The sequence below is a fragment of the Actibacterium sp. genome, assembly GCF_055134745.1.
On sequence record NZ_JBSRVX010000013.1, the window covers coordinates 55,621 to 68,431 of the forward strand.

At 58.1% G+C, this 12,811-nt stretch carries 11 protein-coding genes; 4 read left to right on the plus strand and 7 right to left on the minus strand.

Annotation, left to right across the window (positions count from 1 at the left end):
* Window positions 1-3 precede the first annotated feature (3 nt).
* The 7 genes from ACTCHC_RS02570 to cysQ all read right to left on the minus strand — a co-directional run bounded on the left by ACTCHC_RS02570 (window position 4) and on the right by cysQ (window position 7,697).
* On the minus strand, window positions 4-1,701 hold the full coding sequence (locus tag ACTCHC_RS02570) for a DUF5927 domain-containing protein (RefSeq protein ID WP_463020887.1): 1,698 nt from the start codon (window positions 1,699-1,701) through the stop codon (window positions 4-6).
* On the minus strand, window positions 1,698-2,708 hold the full coding sequence (locus tag ACTCHC_RS02575) for a glycosyltransferase family 2 protein (RefSeq protein ID WP_463020888.1): 1,011 nt from the start codon (window positions 2,706-2,708) through the stop codon (window positions 1,698-1,700). The genes ACTCHC_RS02570 and ACTCHC_RS02575 overlap by 4 nt, the downstream gene beginning before the upstream one ends.
* A gap of 209 nt (window positions 2,709-2,917) precedes the next feature.
* The gene (locus ACTCHC_RS02580) at window positions 2,918-3,940 is read right to left on the minus strand and encodes a glycosyltransferase family 2 protein (protein ID WP_463020889.1); all 1,023 of its coding nucleotides are present in this window, start codon (window positions 3,938-3,940) and stop codon (window positions 2,918-2,920) included.
* A gap of 30 nt (window positions 3,941-3,970) precedes the next feature.
* Window positions 3,971-4,954, minus strand: a complete 984-nt coding sequence (gene galE, locus ACTCHC_RS02585) for a UDP-glucose 4-epimerase GalE (protein ID WP_463020948.1) — start codon at window positions 4,952-4,954, stop codon at window positions 3,971-3,973.
* Between the two features lie 16 nt (window positions 4,955-4,970).
* A complete protein-coding gene (gene galU / locus ACTCHC_RS02590) occupies window positions 4,971-5,864 on the minus strand; it encodes a UTP--glucose-1-phosphate uridylyltransferase GalU (RefSeq protein WP_463020890.1) in 894 nt (297 codons plus the stop codon).
* Window positions 5,865-6,099: 235 nt separating this feature from the next.
* Window positions 6,100-6,900 (minus strand): 3-deoxy-manno-octulosonate cytidylyltransferase, encoded by an 801-nt coding sequence (locus tag ACTCHC_RS02595; protein ID WP_463020891.1) that lies wholly within the window; start codon window positions 6,898-6,900, stop codon window positions 6,100-6,102.
* Window positions 6,900-7,697, minus strand: a complete 798-nt coding sequence (cysQ, locus tag ACTCHC_RS02600) for a 3'(2'),5'-bisphosphate nucleotidase CysQ (RefSeq protein WP_463020892.1) — start codon at window positions 7,695-7,697, stop codon at window positions 6,900-6,902. The genes ACTCHC_RS02595 and cysQ overlap by 1 nt, the downstream gene beginning before the upstream one ends.
* A gap of 172 nt (window positions 7,698-7,869) precedes the next feature.
* On the opposite strand from cysQ, the gene ACTCHC_RS02605 reads away from it, so the two are divergent.
* The 4 genes from ACTCHC_RS02605 (at window position 7,870) to radC (ending at window position 12,807) form a co-directional block, all read left to right on the plus strand.
* Window positions 7,870-8,664 carry an ABC transporter permease gene (locus tag ACTCHC_RS02605; RefSeq protein WP_463020893.1) on the plus strand — a complete coding sequence of 265 codons (795 nt, stop codon included), beginning with the start codon at window positions 7,870-7,872 and terminating at the stop codon, window positions 8,662-8,664.
* Window positions 8,665-8,857: 193 nt separating this feature from the next.
* Window positions 8,858-10,771 (plus strand): molecular chaperone DnaK, encoded by a 1,914-nt coding sequence (dnaK, locus tag ACTCHC_RS02610; RefSeq protein ID WP_463020894.1) that lies wholly within the window; start codon window positions 8,858-8,860, stop codon window positions 10,769-10,771.
* A 74-nt stretch (window positions 10,772-10,845) separates the two neighbouring features.
* Window positions 10,846-11,994, plus strand: a complete 1,149-nt coding sequence (dnaJ, locus tag ACTCHC_RS02615) for a molecular chaperone DnaJ (protein ID WP_463020895.1) — start codon at window positions 10,846-10,848, stop codon at window positions 11,992-11,994.
* A 51-nt stretch (window positions 11,995-12,045) separates the two neighbouring features.
* Window positions 12,046-12,807 (plus strand): RadC family protein, encoded by a 762-nt coding sequence (radC, locus tag ACTCHC_RS02620; protein WP_463020896.1) that lies wholly within the window; start codon window positions 12,046-12,048, stop codon window positions 12,805-12,807.
* Window positions 12,808-12,811 lie beyond the last annotated feature (4 nt).

Consider the following 12,811-nt stretch of genomic DNA (forward strand, 5'->3'; position numbering starts at 1 on the left):
GGTTCATTTCACAAGATAGGGCCGACGTTGTTCGCGCGGCGGGGTTTCAGGATCGTCGCCGACGGGAAAATCGCCCATCAGATAGGGCTGCATGCCCTGGTTGCGCAGGTTTTGCAGGAATTGGCCAAACCCGCGCAGATCGACCATGCGCGGGGCTTCGGTCAGGCGGCGCTGGCCGCGCGGTGCGATCTCGTCGATGATGATCTGCAAGGGTTCCATCGGGTTTTGAATGAAATCGGCCATCGACCAGATCCGCACGCGCGCACGGGTATGGGGTGATCGCAGAATGTTCAAATGGGCCGCTTCGACCTTTTGCAGGGCAGCGGCCTGACGGCGGATGGACGAGAAATTCTGGTTTGAATGAAACAGCGGCACAGCCCAGGCGCCAGTAATGACAGAAATCTGCGCGTTCGGATCGCAGGCCATGAACCAGCTTATATCCTGCTGGTCGCCCGGCCCGAATAAAAAGCACTGGCGTTCGCCGCGCGTGTTCCAGATCAGGTTGGTCAGGAATGAACGTGGTCCATAGTCGCGCAGCGCCGCGCTGTCGGACAAACAGCCGTTAAAGACTGTCTCGTTGCCGGAATACATCACGCGTTCTGGGTGAAACAGATGGCCGTGAACACGGCTGCCCAGGCTTTTGCCCAGCCATTCCTCGAAATCTTCAAACAGGTCGCCGAAGCCTTCAAAGACCGAATAGCGCGCGCTGGTGCGGCCGTTTTCCCACCCGTCATTGGGAAAGCGGCTTTGCATATAAAGGCCTGCCCGCCCGCGTGTGCGGCGTTCCACTGCCTTGGTGAACAGCCTGTCGATCTTGCCGGGATTGGGTTCGGCATTCTTGGTGACGGCAGGATCATTTGACAAGAAGCTGGAATACAGCTTGTCGGCCTGTGGCCATATCTTGCGCGCCACGAAACAATCGGACCGGCGCAGCAATTGCAGGTGGTCATCATAGAAAATATGCGGCTTTCCCTGAAAATCGAACTTTGACAGGGTCAAAGAGCGGCTTTCGATATGCTGGCCATAGATGCGCACCAGTGACTGGAAATAGCTTTCATCCGGAATCCAGACCTTGGCGAAATAGCTGTCATACATGTCGCGCTCGGGGTCTTCCAGAATGGCAGACAGGGTTTGGCGCGTCAGGCACCACCATTGCGACCCCAGATGCGGGACCAGCCCTGGCGGCATTTTACGGCTGAACCCGATGCGACGCTGAAACGTGACATAGGCATCGAACAGGCGGCGCTGTTTGCGCCACGAAAACGGAAAGCGCAGCGTGAATCTTTCGCGATCAAGCCCGCCCACTGTCCATGGCACGTCTTCGGTGGTGACGGATTCGATGAAATCGGTGCGGGGCCTGGTGGCAAGGTAATCCTTCAACTCTTGCACCGGGCGCAGCGGCAGGCACGACCCGGACGCCAGAAAAACATGGCCGACATCCAGAAACCGCGACAGCGCGATTTCGGCTGCCGATTGCGTAGCCGCAACAATTGACCATGTGCCCCATTCGATTCGATGGCGGGGGCTGAACACGACATTCGACAGATCGGAAAGGCTGTCCACAAAGGCCGCGTAATCACGCCTGCGCACACGCGCGTCAACGTGGATCACCACGGGGCAGCCACTTTCGGACCAATGGCGGGCGACCTGCTCGGCCCGGTCCAGCGCGGTATGCACCAGCATGATGAACGCGACGCTCATGCCCAGTTCCCCTTGGACATAAGGCCCAGAATTTCAAGCTGTCGCCAGTTTATGTATTTTTCGGACCATTTGCACCACAGATCCGGCTGTTCCTGCAAAGTCCGGTGATAGGCCTTGTATTCATGGCTGTTGGCATAGTGCTGACGGCGGTCAAGCTCTTCTCGGGCTTTTTCGGGGAAGGTATCCAGAAATTTGTAATGCAGCAGACAGCCCGAAGCCTTTTCTCCACCCCATTCGTCGTAAACGCGGTTCAACCCGCGCGGCAACAACATATGGGTGGAACTGTCATAGGCATATTTGCGATCCCACTTGACCAGGGGGATCTTGTTCAGCGCCGGAGCACGTTCCGGTTTGTCGGAAAAAAAGGCGCGCGCGCGCGGGCCACCCTGGATCCACAGATTGCCCATCTTGAAATTGCGGCTGATCGTGTAATTGCCACTGTCGAACCAACCTGCCACCTCGGCTGGATCCTGTCCACGGCGATAGCGCGCCGCCGCGATGGGCCCACGCGGATACATGTCGATCAACATGGCCGAAAAGCTGCGAATATCGGATGTGTCCAGCCAATCCGTCAGCGCCTTGATCGGGCGGGTATCGCAGAATGGATAGGTAAAGAACTCGTCCACATCAACGGTCAGCGACCAATGCCCATGGGCATAGCGCAGCATCAGCCAGTTCAGCCAATCCACGCCAAAGCGTGCCGATTTATATCTGCCGGTGGTGGTCCAAAGCGAAACATCGGGTTGTTCTGCCAGATACTCGCGCCCGCCATCATCACTGTCATTATCGACAAACAGGAAATGCTGGATGCCCATCGCCCGGTAATATTTAAGGAAAAACGGAAGGCGCGGGTTTTCATTTCGCAAGGTGCAGAACAGCAATATGTCATCGGCCGCAATCGCCGCCGTCAGATTGCGAACAGGGCGCAACTGGCGGCGCTTGCGAAACGCGCGTATCCGCCAGCGTTTGCGGCGCAGCCCAAGGCGATATGATTGCCAGATGCTCAATTTCCTGTCCGCGCCGTCGCCTGTGGGTGCACCCGATACATAGCTAGAGGTTGCCGCTTAACGCAATGTTGAGACACGCGCCGCGACATCCGCCAACCTGAACGAAAACCGACCTGTAGTATGAAGACCACTGCCGCCCACCCATATGTTCCGCAAAGAATAGGCGTTTGGGTGTTTCACGTAAACCGTTCAGATACGTCCGGCCCCGGTTATCGCCACATGCCGCGCGATATCAGTTTCAACGATTCAAGCTGCTGCCATCCATCGAAACGCCGGGCGCCTTCCCACCACAGATCCGGGTTGGCGGCCAGCCCGTCGTAATAGCCTTCATACAGTGCGCTGTTGGCGAAATGCTGTCGGCGTTGTTTTTCCTCGGCGGCCTGCGCAATCGCCATGGGCAGGAACTTCGTATGCAACAGGGCCCCTGATATCAGGCCATCGTCCGGAAGATCGTGAACATGGTTAAGGGGCCTTGGAAGCATCGAATGCGTGGAATTGACATAGGCATAACGCCGGTTCCAACGCACCAGCGGTATTTTGTTCATCGTCGGTGCGCGGCGCGGATCATCCGCAAAGAAATATCGCGCCCGTGCACCCCCTTGAATCCAGAGGTTCTGCTTTGGCATCTGGCGCTGAACGCTGAAGGGGCCATCATCAAACCAGGCCAGCACGTCAAAAGGATCATCGCCGGGGCGATAGGTTTGATCTGCCAGGGGGCCGCGTGGATACATATCCAGCATCAACGCCCCCATTGCTGGTATGCCGCTTTCATCCAGAAATGTCGTCAGCTCACGCAGGCTGCGGCTGTCATGATGGGGATAGATGAAGATTTCATCGGCATCCAATGTCAGGCACCAATGGCGATGCCCGTAGCGCATCAACAGCCACATGGTCCAGTCCAGCCCGAAGCGCGACGCCTTATAGCCATCAGTCGTGAACCAAAGCGACACATCGGGCTGCTGACGCAGATAATCTGTGGTGCCATCGGTGCTGCCATTATCGACGAACAGAAAATGATCAACGCCCATTTCCCGGTGGTGGTTCAGAAAATGCGGCAGGCGAAGTGATTCATTGCGGACGGTTGCAAAACCCAGAATAGCGTCGGGGCGGATCAGGTTCGTGCGGGTATTGAGCGGCCGCAGTTGGTGACGCGCGCGAAAGGCCCGCCATAACAAGGCCCTGCGTTTCAGACGCAGCCGATAAGTGGCCCAGAGATCTTGGGTGGCGATCATGTGTTGGAATGCCCCCCGACAGACCAGTTTCTAGCGTGCATATCCCCCATTCTGATACCAGCGCCACGCATCTGCAATCATGGTATCAAGGGTCGAACGTTCCGGCTGCCACCCCAGTTCGCTTATCGCCCGCACACTGCCCGAAACCAGCCTGACAGCATCCCCTGCCCGACGCGGACCTTCGACAAAGGGAACCGCCCGGTTGGTAACGCTGCGCGAATGTTCGATCACCTCGCGCACGGAAAAACCGCTGCCGGTGCCAAGATTGAAAACGCGGCTTGGCTTGCCCTCCTGCAGCCATTTCAGACCCAGAACATGGGCCCGAACCAGATCCATCACATGAACATAGTCACGAATGCAGGTTCCGTCCGGCGTGTCGTAATCGGTGCCAAACACTGTCAAAGCCGGGCGCTTCCCGTCGATCGCTTCCAGCATGAGGGGGATCAGATGGGTTTCGGGCTGATGAAACTCGCCGATCTGCGCCTCGGGGTCGGCACCTGCGACGTTGAAATAGCGGAAGATCACCGATCGCAACCCGTGGCTGACCCCGAAATCGCGCAGGATATTTTCGATCGCCAGCTTCGATGCACCATAGGCATTCAGCGGTATCTGGGTGCTGTTCTCGTCCAGAACGACGCCGTCCTGATCGCCATATGTGGCGCAGGTGGAAGAAAAGACAAAATCCAGGCATTTTGCCGCAACCGCCGCCTCGATCAGCGTCAGCGAACCTACGACATTGTTGCGCCAATACAGGCCGGGTTCACGCATCGCCTCGCCGACCTGGCTGAGGGACGCGAAATGCATGACCGCCGCTGGTTTGTATCGGGCAAAAACCTGATCCAGCCGGGTGCGATCCGACAACTCGCCTTGTTCGAACGGGCCGAATTTCACGGCCTCGGCCCATCCGGTTGACAGATTGTCATAGGTCACAGGCACATATCCGGCCTGATGCAAGACCTTGCAGGCATGCGAGCCGATATAACCCGCGCCACCTGTAACCAGAATATGTGTCACAGACATCCCGAACAGATCATTGCGCGGCTTTGTTGATCGCTGTCATCTCGTTCAGGAACTGCATGAACTCGGTGCGCAGATCGTCACGCGCCAGCGCGAAGGCCACGGTGGCCTGCAAGAACCCAGCCTTGGATCCGCAATCGAAACGCTGCCCCCGAAAGCGGAAGCCATACACGCCTTCCGAGGTGTTCACCTGATCGGCGATGGCATCTGTCAGCTGAATTTCGCCGCCCGCGCCCTGTTTCATCCGGTTGATGTTCTGCATTACCTTGGGTGTCAGAATATAACGCCCGATCACGGCCAGGTTCGAAGGCGCGCTGCCGGCATCGGGTTTTTCGACCATTCCCTTGACGGACACCATCGACCCCATGTCTTCCTTGACGTCGAGAACGCCATAGGAGCCGATCTTTTCATCTGAAACCTCCATCGCTGCAACCATGTTGCCGCCAGTTTCAGCATAAGCTTCGACCATCTGTTGAAGGCAGGGTGTTTCTGCGGCGATCACGTCATCGGGCAGAATGACAGCGAAGGGTTCATTGGCGATCAGACGGCGGGCGCACCACACGGCATGCCCCAGACCCAGTGCCTTTTGCTGGCGGATATAGGCAATTGCGCCGCTGTCCATGTTCGTGGTCTTGAGCAGCTCCAGCAGGTCGTCCTTACCCTTGCGCCGCAATTCGGCCTCAAGCAGGGGGGCCGTGTCAAAATAATCCTCAAGCGCGCTTTTGCCGCGCGAGGTGACGAAGATGAATTCCTTGATACCGGCGGCACGCGCCTCGTCGATCGCATATTGGATCAACGGGCGATCAACCAGCGTCATGATCTCCTTCGGAACCGATTTCGTGGCCGGAAGAAACCGTGTTCCCAAGCCTGCAACGGGAAAAATTGCCTTCGTTACTTTGCGTTTCATACGTGCACCATACCTCAGAATTCTGTTTATCAACATCGTCGCCGGGTCAACGCGGCTTCGATATCATTGTTTCCGGTTCTTTTGTCTATTTTATGTCGCAAAAGGGTAAATGCGAATCCAATCTGACAAATCCTTGCGCAATTTGTGAATGGTATGCGCATAATTATGGGGTGGCGATGTGCCAAATGAACGCGACAGGATCGAAGGTGTCGGTTATCGCCACGTCGGCCTGTTTTCAGTCGATGTTCATCGCGGCCAGCATTGATTCTATTCGCGGCACGTCTGTGGGGTTGTTCAACTCCCAGAACTGCCGTCCGCGCGCCTGAACCTCGACGCACAGGACAGGCTGCCTGTTTTCCAGAAAACGCAGCTGTTCAAGTCCTTCAAGCTGTTCCAGCGGCCCGGGGGCCCAACTGGAATATGCGGCAAGCGCGCCCGCTCGATAGGCATAAACGCCGACATGATGGAAGACGGGCGTATCGTCCGATTTCGGATAGCTGCGCCCGGTGAAGGGAATGACCTCTTTCGAAAAATACAGCGCCTTGTGATCGGTGGCGAAAACGGCCGTTGTGCCCCCGACGCGCCCGTCGCGACGATCATCCTGCAAGGCGCGCAGCGTGGCGCCATCGCAACGCAGCACGGGGGTGGCGACACCGGCTGTGGGATCGGCCCGCAGAGCGGCGACCAGTTCCTCGACAAACCAGGATGGCGTCAGGGGGGCATCGCCCTGCAGGTTGACGACGATATCATAGCCGCCGCCCAGAACGTCATGCGCCTGGGCGCAGCGTTCCGTGCCATTGGCGCAATCGACCGATGTCATTACCACCTCGGCCCCGAAGGCGGTGGCGGCATCGCGGATGCGGTCGTCATCTGTGGCGACCACGACGCGCGGATTGCCCGCAACCGCCATCGCCGCCCGCCATGATCGCTCTATCAGGCTGCGTTCCTGCCCGTTGGCACCCTTGAGCCCGACCAGGGGCTTGCCGGGATAGCGCGTCGAGGCATAGCGCGCCGGGATCACGATCAGAAACGACATTATGCGCCCTTCAGCACGACGCCCGGCGCATAGGCGATGAAGAACGGATTGGCATAATCGGTCTTGCCATAGGTCAGCGGCGTATGATCGTCGAAACGTATGACCTGGCCGCCGGCACCGTTCAGAACGGCATGGCCTGCGGCGGTATCCCATTCCATCGTGCGGCCCAGGCGCGGGTAAAGATCCGCCTCGCCCGTCGCCACAAGGCAGAATTTCAGCGACGATCCGGCGCTGGTCATGTCCTTGACTGCATATTTTCCGATATAATCATCCGTGGCCTGATCGCGGTGCGATTTGGAGGCCACCACCACCAGCGCCGCATTATCGGGCCGTGAGACCGCAATCGGCGCGACCGGTCCGACGGCATCAAGCGCGAAATCGCCGGTTTCCTCGACCGATCCGCCATCGGGACCGGTATAGAACAGGCGGTTCTTGGCAGGTGCATAGACCACCCCGCGCACAGGCACACCATTTTCGACATAGGCGATATTCACCGTAAAATCGCCGCGGCGCTGAACGAATTCCTTGGTTCCATCCAGCGGGTCAACGATCAGGAAGTTCCGGGCGGTTTCCAGATGACTGTCGGATTGTTCTTCTGTCACGATCAGCACATCGGGAAAGGCTGCCCTTAACGCGGCAGATATCAGGGCATCGGCGGCTTCGTCCGCCTCGGTCACGGGGCTGGCGTCGGATTTGGATTTTACCTCGAAATCGTCGCCATCATAGATTTCCATGATCTTGGCGCCAGCATCCAGCGCAGCACGACGCATGACCGATGTCAGTTTCTGATAATCCAATGCTGGGTCTCCTGAATATTTAACATGCAATGCCGGGGTAACCGGACGTTGTAAGAATTACGCAACCCCCTTATGATGATGTGCAATAAGAACGGCAAGCGGGGCAATGAAATTGCCCGAAAACCGAAGGCAACGGTCAGCAATGCATCCGCCGGGCAGAACGAACAAGAATATGGTCTTGCGGGCGATCGACCTGATCGTTCTGATTTATCATTCGACAGTGCGAAATATTCGTCGCAACCACGGCAATGCCTTGCTGGGGCTGCTGAAAAGCATCATGCAGACCGTAATGCTGGTCGGCGCGTTCTATGTGATGTTCGACATTCTGGGGCTGCGCAAGAACGCGATCCGCGGCGATTTCATCTTGTATATCATGTCGGGCATTTTCCTGTTCATGACCCATAACAAGGCGCTGGGGGCCGTGGCCGGGTCTGATGGCCCGGCATCGCCGATGATGAAACATGCGCCCATGAATACCGTCGTCGCGATCAGCTCTGCGGCCCTGGCCGCGCTGTATATTCAGATCCTGTCGATGACAGTCGTTTTATATTTTTATCACGTGGCCATTACCCCGATCACCATCGACAAGCCGATCGGCGCGATGGGCATGGTGCTGCTGTCATGGTTTTCCGGGGCATCCATCGGGATGATCTTCTTGGGGCTGAAGCCCTGGTTTCCGGGCTTTACCGGCATTGTGTCGACCGTCTATCAGCGCGCCAACATGATCGCATCCGGCAAGATGTTCGTGGCCAATACCTTGCCCGGATACATGCTGGCGATGTTCGACTGGAATCCGCTGTTTCACACGATAGATCAGGCGCGTGGGTTCATTTTCATTAACTACAACCCGCATTTTTCATCGGTAAGCTATCCAATCTATGTCTCGCTGGCGCTGATCATGATCGGCCTGATGGGCGAATTTTACACGCGCCGGTTCGTCTCGGCCAGTTGGGGTGCGCGGCGCTAGGGGCGGATGGGGCGCAATTCCGGCAATTTGGCTCACATTTACGTTATCTCGATGGCTTGCAGGGCCTTTGGGGCGTCCTTATATACGCCCAGAACCGCGGTAACGGACGAACCTGCCGCAACTGGGATCGGGGACGGAAAGCCTTTGCAGGGTTCTGTTCTCACAACATCGCCGAAAGAAGAGGTAGAGTATTATGGCTAAAGTCATCGGGATTGACCTTGGGACGACAAATAGCTGCGTAGCGATCATGGACGGATCGAAGCCCCGTGTGATCGAAAACGCCGAAGGTGCGCGCACGACGCCCTCGATTGTCGGCTTTACGGATAACGAGCGTCTGGTCGGACAGGCCGCCAAGCGGCAGGCTGTCACCAACCCCACCAACACCATTTTCGCAGTCAAGCGCCTGATCGGTCGTCGCGCCGACGATCCGGAAGTTGCGAAAGACAAGAAACACGTTTCCTATTCCATCGTCGATGGCGGCAATGGCGACGCATGGGTCGAAGCCAAGGGTGAAAAATACAGCCCCAGCCAGATTTCCGCCTTCATCCTGCAAAAGATGAAGGAAACCGCCGAAAGCTATCTGGGCGAAGACGTGACACAGGCCGTCATCACGGTTCCTGCCTATTTCAACGACGCCCAGCGTCAGGCCACCAAGGATGCCGGCAAGATCGCCGGTCTGGAAGTGCTGCGGATCATCAACGAACCGACGGCCGCCGCCCTTGCTTATGGTCTGGACAAGAAAGAGGCCAAAACCATCGCGGTCTATGACCTTGGCGGCGGCACCTTCGATATCACCATTCTGGAAATCGACGATGGCCTGTTCGAGGTCAAATCGACCAATGGCGATACCTTCCTGGGTGGTGAAGATTTCGACATGCGGATCGTCAGCTATCTGGCCGACGAGTTCAAAAAGGAACACGGTGTCGATCTGACGAAAGACAAGATGGCCCTTCAACGGCTGAAAGAGGCCGCCGAGAAAGCCAAGATCGAACTGTCGTCGTCCCAGCAAACCGAGATCAACCAGCCCTTCATCAGCATGGATGCCTCTTCGGGCACGCCGCTGCACCTGGTGATGAAACTGACGCGGGCCAAGCTGGAAAGCCTTGTCAGCGATCTGATCAAGGCCTCGATGAAGCCCTGTCAGGCTGCGCTGAAGGATGCCGGCCTGTCCACCAGCGACATCGACGAGGTGGTTCTGGTCGGCGGTATGACCCGCATGCCCAAAGTGGTCGAAGAGGTCACCAAGTTCTTCGGCAAGGAGCCGCACAAGGGCGTGAACCCGGACGAGGTTGTGGCGCTGGGCGCCGCCATTCAGGCCGGCGTTCTGCAGGGCGACGTCAAGGATGTGGTTCTGCTGGACGTGACCCCGCTGTCGCTGGGCATTGAAACGCTGGGTGGCGTGTTCACCCGGCTGATCGACCGCAACACCACAATCCCGACGAAAAAGTCGCAGATCTTTTCGACCGCCGAGGATAACCAGAACGCCGTGACCCTGCGCGTCTTCCAGGGCGAACGCGAAATGGCGGCCGATAACAAACTGCTGGGCCAGTTCAACCTGGAAAACATTCCGCCCGCCCCGCGTGGCATGCCCCAGATCGAGGTGACCTTTGACATCGACGCCAACGGCATTGTCGAGGTTGGCGCCAAGGACAAGGGCACCGGCAAGGAGCAGAAGATTACCATCCAGGCCTCGGGCGGTCTGTCGGAAGCCGACATCGAAAAAATGGTCAAGGATGCCGAGGCGAATGCCGAGGCAGACAAGGCCCGGCGCGAGCTGGTCGAGGCGAAGAACCAGGCTGAAAGCCTGATCCATTCGACCGAAAAAGCGATGGAAGAGCATAACGACAAGGTTGACCCGACCACGATCGAGGCAATCGAACTGGCCATCGTTGCGCTGAAGGATCAGCTGGAAACGGATGATGCCGGCAAGATCAAGTCGGGTATCCAGAACGTGACCGAAGCGGCCATGAAGCTGGGCGAAGCGATCTATAAGGCGCAGCAGGAATCCCAGGATGGCGGTGCCCCCGATATGGATGAACCGCGCAGCGTTGACGATGATATCGTCGATGCCGATTTCGAGGATCTTGGTAACGATAAACGCTCGTAAGAGCCGCGGAATAATGGCGTCCGGTTCGGGTAACACCGGGCCGGGCGCCGTTTGTTTCCTCGAAAGGCGATCCAATGGCGAAACGCGATTATTATGAAATTCTGGGTGTCGGCAAAGGGGCCTCGGCCGATGAGCTGAAGAAAGCCTATCGCGCCAAGGCCAAGGAACTGCACCCCGATCGGAATTCGGATGTTCCCGATGCCGAAGCCCGGTTCAAGGAGGTGAACGAGGCCTATGACGTCCTGAAAGACGCCGACAAAAAGGCTGCCTATGACCGGTTCGGCCACGCTGCCTTTGAAGGCGGCATGGGCGGCGGCGGCGGTCCCCGCGGCGGCCATCCGCAGGGCGATTTCGCCAGCGCCTTTTCCGATGTGTTCGACGATCTGTTTGGCGATTTCATGGGGGGGCGCGGCGGTGGCGGCGGGCGTCAGCGCGCAGCGCGCGGGTCGGATTTGCGGTATAATCTGCGAATTCGGCTGGAAGATGCCTATAGCGGTCTGCAAAAGACAATCAACGTGCCGACATCGGTCAGCTGCTCATCCTGCAGCGGCACCGGCGCCGAAAGCGGTGCCGAACCGACCGCCTGCCCGACCTGTTCAGGCATGGGCAAGGTGCGTGCCCAGCAGGGCTTTTTCACCGTTGAACGCACCTGTCCGACCTGCGGCGGACTGGGCCAGATCATCAAGAACCCCTGCAAGGTTTGTGGCGGTGCCGGGCGGGTTGAAAAAGACCGCACGCTGAACGTGAATATCCCCGCCGGGGTTGAAACCGGCACCCGCATTCGTCTGGCGGGCGAGGGCGAGGCCGGCCTGCGTGGCGGTCCGACCGGCGATCTTTATATCTTTGTCGAGGTCATGGACCACCCGATCTTTCAGCGCGAAGGCGTTCACCTGTCATGCCATGTGCCGGTGTCGATGACCACGGCGGCGTTGGGGGGTGAAATCGAGGTGCCGACCATCGACGGTGGGCGCAGCCGGGTCAAGGTGCCGGCAGGCAGCCAGTCTGGCAAGCAGATGCGCCTGCGGTCCAAGGGCATGCCCGCCCTGCGTGGCGGCGGCACGGGCGACATGTTTATCGAACTGGCCGTTGAAACACCGGTCAACCTGACGTCGCGGCAAAAAGAGCTTCTGCGTGAATTCGAAAAGTTGAGCGAGCACAACAACCCCGAAAGCAGCAGCTTTTTTACAAAGGTCAAAGGATTCTGGGACGGGATGAAAAGCTGATCCCCTTGTGGCATTAACCTTTCATTCAGCATGTTTTGCCATTTTCGGCATATGAGCCCGTCAAACACCTTTGCCGAATCTTCCTTGCCGCTGTTCGACAGCAACAGCGTCGCGCCGGTCTTGGTCCCCGGCGCCCGGCTGCCCAGCTATATCCGCGATCACCGCAAACGCCTTCGCGAACGGTTTTTGACCGGTGGGCCGCAGGCCATGCCGGATTATGAATTGCTGGAACTGGTGCTGTTTCGCGCCATCCCCCGGCAGGATGTCAAACCGCTGGCGCGGCTATTGCTGGACCGGTTTGGTGATTTCAACCGCGTGCTGTCTGCCCCGATCCCGCGCCTGAACGAAGTGCCGGGTGTAGGTGACGCCGTAGTGCAGGAACTGAAGATCGTCGAGGCCGCCGCGCACCGTCTGGCCCGCGCGCGGGTGATCGACCGCCCGGTCCTGTCGGGCTGGGCCGCGGTGCTGGATTATTGCCACACAACGATGGCGCATCGCGAAACCGAACAGTTCCGGGTGCTGTATCTGGATCGCAAGAACATCTTGATTGCCGATGAAGAACAGGGGCGGGGCACGGTTGACCATGTTCCGGTCTATCCGCGAGAGGTGGTAAAACGTGCGCTGGAACTCAATGCATCGGCGCTGATTCTTGTGCATAATCACCCGTCAGGCGATCCTACGCCATCCGACGCAGATATCACGATGACAGCCCAGATAAACGACGCCGCCAGCGCACTTGGGCTGACGCTGCATGATCATATCATCGTCGGAAAATCACGCGAGTTGAGCTTTCGCAGCCAGAGCTATTTGTGAAGGT